This is a genomic window from Protofrankia sp. CiP1_Cm_nod2 (assembly GCF_920664355.1).
Taxonomy (GTDB): Bacteria; Actinomycetota; Actinomycetes; order Frankiales; family Frankiaceae; genus Protofrankia.
The window spans coordinates 1-6,280 of sequence record NZ_CAKKTL010000277.1; the positions used below are offsets into that span (position 1 = coordinate 1).

At 75.5% G+C, this 6,280-nt stretch carries 4 protein-coding genes and 1 pseudogene; 2 read left to right on the plus strand and 3 right to left on the minus strand.

Features of this window, described 5'->3' with window-relative positions; translation table 11 throughout:
* Both mftF and NBW84_RS21500 read right to left on the minus strand, forming a co-directional pair.
* The coding region (gene mftF / locus NBW84_RS21495) for a mycofactocin biosynthesis glycosyltransferase MftF (protein ID WP_250286836.1) at positions 1 to 1,303 on the minus strand (1,303 nt) is incomplete at its 3' end.
* Between the two features lie 46 nt (positions 1,304 to 1,349).
* Complete coding sequence (locus tag NBW84_RS21500) at positions 1,350 to 2,123, minus strand: mycofactocin-coupled SDR family oxidoreductase (RefSeq protein WP_250286842.1); 774 nt, start codon at positions 2,121 to 2,123, stop codon at positions 1,350 to 1,352.
* 492 nt (positions 2,124 to 2,615) lie between these two features.
* Between NBW84_RS21500 and mftR the strand changes: the two genes are divergently transcribed.
* Positions 2,616 to 3,320 carry a mycofactocin system transcriptional regulator gene (mftR, locus tag NBW84_RS21505; protein ID WP_250286838.1) on the plus strand — a complete coding sequence of 235 codons (705 nt, stop codon included), beginning with the start codon at positions 2,616 to 2,618 and terminating at the stop codon, positions 3,318 to 3,320.
* A gap of 257 nt (positions 3,321 to 3,577) precedes the next feature.
* Entirely contained in the window at positions 3,578 to 5,554 is a 1,977-nt protein-coding gene (locus NBW84_RS21510; RefSeq protein ID WP_445548421.1) for a potassium channel family protein, read from the plus strand.
* A gap of 49 nt (positions 5,555 to 5,603) precedes the next feature.
* On the opposite strand, the pseudogene NBW84_RS21515 reads toward NBW84_RS21510, so the two are convergent.
* Positions 5,604 to 6,280, minus strand: a pseudogene (locus tag NBW84_RS21515) (hypothetical protein); the annotation flags it as partial.

The following is a 6,280-nucleotide window of genomic DNA, read 5'->3' on the forward strand; positions in this document are numbered from 1 at the left end:
ACGCCGCCGTACCGGCCGCGGCCGCGAGCCCGGCCCGCGGCCGGCCGGCGGCCACCGCCGCCCACGACAGCGCGCTCCACACCGACATCCGCACCGGAGCGATGGCCGTGCCGTGCCGGGCGGCCAGCGGCGCCGCCGACGTCCCGTAGTCGAAGCGCTGCCGCAGCCACGCCGTCCACCGGACGCGAGGAGCGTGCCCGACCCGTGACGCGGGCTCGTAACGGACCTGCCAGCCGGCGCGCACCAGCCGCCACACAAGGTCCACGTCCTCGCCGAAGCGCATCCGCTCGTCGAAACCGCGCAGCTCCCGCAGGGCGGCGGCACGCACCACGAGCGCGGCCGAGGGGACGTAGCTCACCCGGCTCGCCGGCCGCACCGGCGCCGCGGCGCCGCCGAGGTCCAGCGGCGAGCGCGCCCGCTCGTAGCGGGCCAGTAACGACCGGCCGGGCAGGCTGGTCACCCGGGGAGCCACCGCGGCGACGTCCGGGGCGTCGAAGTGCGCCAGCAGCGGCTCCAGCCAGCCCGGCCCGGGCCGCACATCGGCGTCCAGGAAGGCCACCAGCTCGGTGCCCGCCCGCCGCCAGCCGGTGTTGCGCGCGGCCGCGGGGCCGCGGGGCCGCCGGTGACGGACCGTCGCCCGCGGCAGCGGCGGCACGGAACCGTCGTCCACGACGACCACCTCCGCCAGCTCCCCCGCCTCCCCCGCCTCCCCCACCTTCCTTGTCTCCCTCGCATCCCCCTCGCCCGCCTTGCTCTCACCGCCCGCCTTGCTCCCTCCGCCCGCCTTGTTCGCCTCGCCAGCCGTACCCAGCTCACCTGCCGCGCCCAGCGCGGCGAGCAGCCGTTCCAGGGCGGCGGCGTGGTCGCGCACGGGGACGACGAGCGTGACGTCGGACAGGCGCAGCCGGGGACGTTCGTAGACCGGGTGGGCGATTCCGGCCGCCACCAGCCGGTCCGCCAGCCGCCGCCGCGCCGGATCGGGCCCGACCGGCTGCCCGCGCATCCACTCCCCGACCAGCCGGGCGCCGGCGGCGGGCAGCCGCAGGACCCGCAGCGGGGAACCGCCGAGCAGCACCTGCCCGTCGGCCCACCGGCGCGTACCGGGGTCGAAGACCAGCCGCAGGACACCGTCCGCCGGGCTTCCCGAGCCCGCGCGGCCCTCGTCCCGGGTGCCGCCGGCTCCCGCCGCGGGAGTGCCCGGGCGCTGGGAGCCCGCGGCGTCCAAGGCGTCGTCCGCGCGCTTCGTGGGTCTCCCGGAGTCCGCGGGATTCCTGGGGCTCGCGGGATTTCCGGCGTTCGTCACAGCGGTGTCCGCGTCGCGGGAGCCCGCCGCGGGCCCACGGTGCCTGTCACGCGGTGAAGCCGCCGTCGGCGTGCACCACGGTGCCGGTGATCGCGGACGAGCCCTCGCCGCACAGCCAGCACACGGTGGCGGCGACCTCCTCCGGCCGCAGCAGGCGGTCGAGGAGCTGGTATCCGGCGAACCCGTCGACGTCCGGCAGGTCGTAGAGGGCGGCGGTCGCGTCCAGCATGGCCGTGCGGGTGGAGCCCGGGGACACCGCGGTGGCCGTGACACCGGTGCCCCGCAGATCGGTCGCGAGCCCGCGCACCAGCCCCACGACGGCGTGCTTCGCCGCGTTGTAGGCGGCCAGATGCCACAGGCCGCGGTGGGCTGCCGCCGACGCCAGCGCCACGAACCGGCCGGAGCGCGGCGGCGCGGCGCGCAGCAGGGCGGGCACGGCCGCGCGGGCGAGGTTGAGCACCCCGCGCACCCCGACCTCGAACAGGACGTCCCACTCGGCGTCCGTGGTCTCCCACAGCGGCCGGCCGCCGGCCATCACCGCGGCGGCGGCCACCGCGGCGTGCACTCCCCCGAACTCGCGCTCGGCCAGCTCGACAGCCTCGGCCAGGGCCGGTGCCTCGCGCACGTCGGCCACCACGTCGCGGACCCGGCCGGGCCAGCGCTGGGCGAGCGCGCGCAGCTCCTCGGGCGTCCCCAGCGGGTAGGCGACGCCGGGCAGGTCGGCGCACACGTCCACCGCGACGACCCGCCACCCCTGCGCGGCCAGCTGGCCCACCACGGCCGCGCCGATGCCGCGGGCCGCCCCCGTCACCACCGCCACCCGGCCGCTGCCCGCCCACGGGCCCGCCGCCGTCTGCCCGGACGCCGTCCGCGCGGTGCCCGCCGCTGCCCCGCCTGCCGTATCCGACGTCGCCGAGCCTGCCGCTGCCCCCTCGGCCCCCGTGTCCGTGGCCGCCGTCGCCGGCCGGGTCACCGGCCTTCCCACCGCCAGCCTTCCCGCAGCCGGCCTTCCCGCAGCCGGCCTTCCCACCGCCGGCCTTCCCACCGCCGGCCTTCCCACCGCCGGCGGTCGTGCCCGCGGCGGGCAGCCGGTCGGCCACGGCCCGCGTCCGGCGGCTTCCGGCCATGCTCCGGACGTGGGCTGCCCGCCGAGCGCGCCCGGCCACGCGCCGGCCCCGGGCCCGGGCCCGCCACGCGCGTCCGGCACGACCTGGCCATCCGGTGCGGCATGGAATGCTCCCGTCCGACAACATGAGTCGCTGTGACCGCAGGCACGCATAATATTGGCACCCAATGCCACCCGGAAGAGGCGATGCGGAACCAGCGCGGAAAGCGCGTACCCGGCGCGGCCGGCACGGCTGGCGCGCCCGCCGTGCCCGGCGCGGCAGGCGGCCGGGGTGGCCGCAGCCCGGTCACCAGCCGGGTCGAGCTGGAGCACCTGGCGTTCGAGCTCTTCGCCGAACGCGGCTTCGAGCGGACGACCGTCGACGACATCGCCCGTGCCGCCGGCATCGGGCGGCGGACGTTCTTCCGCTACTTCCCGTCCAAGAACGACGTCGCCTGGGGCGCCTTCGACGAGGAGCTGGCCCGGCTGCGCGCGGACCTGCGCACCTACCCGCCCGACGTCCCGCTGATGGACGCCGTCCGCCAGGCACTGATCGAGTTCAACCGGGTCGAGCCCGCCGAGATCCCCTGGCACCGCCGGCGGATGCAGCTCATCCTGCGCACCCCGGCCCTCCAGGCGCACTCGGCCCTGCGCTACGTAGCGTGGCGGCAGGTCCTCGCCGAGTTCATCGGCAACCGCATCGGCCAGGACCAGCACGCCCTGGCCCCGCAGGCGATCGCGTACGCCACCCTGGGCGTGGCGATCGCCGCCTACGAACAATGGCTGCGCCACGAGGACCTGGAACTCACGGAACTGCTGGACGCCGCCATGCGGGAGCTGGCCGCCGGCTTCGCCGGTACCGTCGAAGGCCCTCCGGCCGTCCGCGAGGCCAGCCAGACCGGAAGAGCATAGTCACGTCCTTTCCGCGCCGGCGGAGGCCCAGGCCCCGGATCATCGGGCACGGCCGGTAACCGTCCGGCCTGTCCCGGATGGCCGAGGGCATCGCGAGCATGTTTTTCTCCCGCCCGGGATCCCGGGAAGCCGATCCGGGAGGCCCAGGTGACCCAGCTCACCGGCCCGCCCCCGCGGGTGGGCCGGAGCGGGGCCGGACGCAGGGGGCGGGATAATACTTTCGGGTGGCCGGATCGAATCATGCGGGTGGAGGTGCGGTGGCGGTCCTGTCCGGTCACATGTCCGGTCATGTCGTCGTCTGCGGGCTGACCAATCTGGGCTACCGGATCGCCGAACAGCTGCACGTGGCCGGGGTGCCGGTGGTCGTCATCGAGGGACGGGGTGCCACCGCCCTGCGCCGTCGCCTCCAACGCTGGGGGGTGCCGGTCCTGGCCGACTCCACGCACACCGGCGAGGCGCTGCTGCAGGCGTCGGTCAGGGACGCGGCCGCACTGATCGCCTGCCACGACACCGACCTGGACAATCTTGAGACGGCCCTGGTCGCCACCGAGATCGCGCCCGAGGTGCGCCTGGTCGTCCGGGTCGCCAACACCCAGCTCGGCGAGCAGCTCTCCGCGGCCCTGCCCACCACCCGGGTGCTGAACCTGGCGGAGAAGGCCGGCCACAGCTTCGTCGAGGCATGCATCAGATCCGACGTCCGGCACGCCTTCCGTCTCGGGAGCGAGGTCTTCGCCGTGGTGGACGTCCCGGTCAGCTCGTCCGGAGCGTTCCGGCAGATCTTCGGCAACCTGACGCCGGTGGCGCTGCGCAGGTCAGGGGAACGACTGGCCGAGGTGTGCCCGAGCCGTGACGCTCCGGTCGCCGTCGGCGACCATCTCGCCCTGCTCGGGAGGCTGGAGGACTTCGCCGACAACGGGGTGCGGGTGGTCAGCGCCGACGACGCCAACACGCTGGCGGACCTGTCGGTGCGTCGCGCCGGCCCGCTGACGGGCCGCGACAGGCGTCGCCGCCCGTGTGCTTGGATCCGGGATGTCGCCGTGACCACGGCCGCCGAGTTCGACCGCCCGTTCCGGATCGCCTTCGGCGCCGTGCTGAGCATCATGCTGGTCGGCACGCTGGTGCTCTCCCTGACCTACGCCGACAACGACCCCACCGCGCCCGCCGACTTCGGCCCCCTCGACGCCCTCTACCTGACCGTGGCCACCATGGTCACCGTCGGCTACGGCGACTTCAACTTCGGCGTCGCGAAGGACTGGCTACAGGCGTTCGGCATCGCCCTGATCCTGGTCGGAGCGCTGTCCATCGCGGTCGTGTACGCGTTCATCACCAATGTGATCATCAGCCGCCGGCTGGAACGGGCGATCGGCCGGGGACGCGCCACCACCGCGCGTGGTCACGTCATCGTCTGCGGGCTCGGTTCGGTCGGGCTCGCGACCGTGGAGGGCCTGCTGGCCGCCGGGCGGGACGTGGTGGTCGTCGAACGGGACGAGAACAACCGCTTCCTCTCTGCCGTCCGAGATCTCAAGGTGCCGGTGGTGTTCGGTGACGCCAGAGTCCGCGCGACCCTGATGGAGGCCGGCCTCGCCCGGGCGACCACGCTGGCCGCGCTGACCAGCGACGACGTGGCGAACCTGGAGACCGTCCTGTCCGCCCGGGAGGCGTTCGACGACTTTCATTCCGAGCGGGGACGCCGCGGCCGCCGGTGGCGGCCACGGCCGTCCGTCCCGGCCGGAACCGGCGGGCCAGGAAACGGATCCGCCGCTCCCGGAACCAGCGGATCCGGGAGCGATGCCGGTAATGGGGGTGAGCCGGGGCTACGGGTGGTGCTGCGCATCTTCGACACCACGCTCGCGGACGAGACCGAGCGCAGGTTCGCCATCCACACCGCCCGCAGCGCGTCCGCCCTGGCCACACCGTGGTTCGTCGGCGCCGCCCTCGACTACGAAGTCGTCAGCACCTTCTACATCGACCGCGCGCCGTTCCTCGTCGCCCGGATCACCGTGGCCGCCGGCGGTGGCCTGGACGGCCCGACCCTGCGGGAGCTGTCGACCGGTACCCGGACGCTCGCGGTCGCCACCTCCTCGGAGCGCGACGGCACGGCCGACCGCTCCCCGAACTACCGGCCGACCCGCCACACCCGGCTGCGCCCCGGTGACGAGGTGCTCGTGGTCGGCCCCACCGCCCAGATCATCGACACGGTCAGCAGAAACCAGGTGCCCCGCGTCCGCTCATGACGGCAGCACCTGCGACGAACCCGGCAGAGGTCCGGCCGGGGGGTGTCCGTCATGGCGGCGGGGCGGGGAAGCTTCCGTTGCGCGTCAGCCGGAGGGCGGCCTGCGGGGTGAGCCTGCCGTCGACGCGCCGGACCTGCCAGGTGCCGGACGTGACGCCCAGGTCGGTGCCCCACACCCCGTCGAGACGGACCGTGGCGCCGTCCCGGATGAGCTGGAAGCGCACCCAGCCGGAGCGGGCCGGCGGAGCGCCGAGCGCCCCCTCCGCCCAGCGGCCGTCGATCACGTCGCCGCGCAGTGTGCCGGCCACCCGGCCGTCGTCGAGATCATAGATCATTTTGAAGCTCGTGCCGTCCACCGCCACGTAGTGGTCGCGCTCTCCGTTGCCCCAGGTCCCGATCCAGTGGCCGCCGAGGGGGCTGGCGGCAGGGCCCGGCGGCCCACCTGGCGCGGTGTCCACCGGATTCGCGGGGCTCGCCGCCTTCGCGCTGCCCGCCGTGCCCGCCGCGGCCGGACCGGAGCCGGCGGAATCGCTCGGGCCGGAGCTGGCCAGGAACACTCCCACGCCGATGGCCAGCGCAAGCGCGACGGCCCCGGCGAGCGCGACGAGCACGGCCGGCCGGCGGCGTACACCCGCCGCTGCCGACGCCGGTACGGGCGCGGGCGGCGGCGCCTGCGGATACGCCGGTGCCGCCGCCGGCGCGGGCAGGTGTGCCGGCGGCGCGGGTG

Coding starts and splice junctions, on each gene's coding strand:
- mftR (WP_250286838.1), top strand. CDS start 2,616: ATGCGGAACCAGCGCGGAAAGCGCGTACCCGGCGCGGCCGGCACGGCT.